The 948-nt window shown below is 70.7% G+C and carries 1 protein-coding gene; it reads right to left on the reverse strand.

Annotated elements, in window-relative coordinates; translation table 11 throughout:
- Positions 1-948, reverse strand: a 948-nt coding sequence (locus tag QZM72_RS35470) for an acetyl-CoA C-acetyltransferase (RefSeq protein WP_301740439.1), incomplete at both ends; no start/stop codon positions are given.

Here is a 948-nt window from a genome sequence, read left to right on the forward strand (position 1 = left end):
CGCGAGCGCGACGCCCATCCCGCCGCCGATGCACAGCGACGCCAGCCCGCGCTTCGCATCGCGCTTGGCCATCTCGTGCAGCAGCGTCACCAGGATCCGGCAGCCCGACGCGCCGATCGGATGGCCGATCGCGATCGCCCCGCCGTTCACGTTCACCTTCGACGTGTCCCAGCCCATCTGCTTGTGCACCGCCAGCGCCTGCGCCGCGAACGCCTCGTTGATCTCCATCAGATCCAGGTCGCCCGGCGTCCAGCCCGCGCGCTCCAGCGCACGGCGCGACGCCGGCACCGGGCCCATGCCCATCACGCTCGGATCCACGCCCGCGTTCGCGTACGCCTTGATCCGCGCCAGCGGCGTCAGGCCCAGCGCCGCCGCCTTCTGCGCCGACATCACCAGCACCGCCGCCGCGCCGTCGTTCAGCCCCGACGCGTTCGCCGCCGTCACCGAGCCGTCCTTCGCGAACGCCGGCTTCAGCCCGGCCAGCGACTCCGCCGTCACGCCGTGACGCACGAACTCGTCGGTCGCGAACTGCAGCGGTTCGCCCTTGCGTTGCGGGATCGACACCGGCACGATCTCGTCATCGAAACGCCCGGCCTTCTGCGCGGCTTCCGCCTTGTTCTGCGACAGCGCCGCGAACGCGTCCTGCTCTTCGCGCGTGATCCCGTATTCCTTCGCGACGTTCTCTGCCGTGATGCCCATGTGGTACTGGTTGTACACGTCCCACAGCCCGTCGACGATCATCGTGTCGACCAGCTTCGCGTCGCCCATCCGGAACCCGTCGCGCGAGCCCGGCAGCACGTGCGGCGCCGCGCTCATGTTCTCCTGGCCGCCCGCGATCACGATCTCCGCGTCGCCCGCGACGATCGCGTTCGCCGCCAGCATCACGGCCTTCAGGCCCGAGCCGCACACCTTGTTGATCGTCATGCCCGGCACGGCGCTCGGCAGCCC

The sequence above is a fragment of the Burkholderia sp. AU45388 genome, assembly GCF_030481585.1.
GTDB lineage: Bacteria > Pseudomonadota > Gammaproteobacteria > Burkholderiales > Burkholderiaceae > Burkholderia > Burkholderia sola.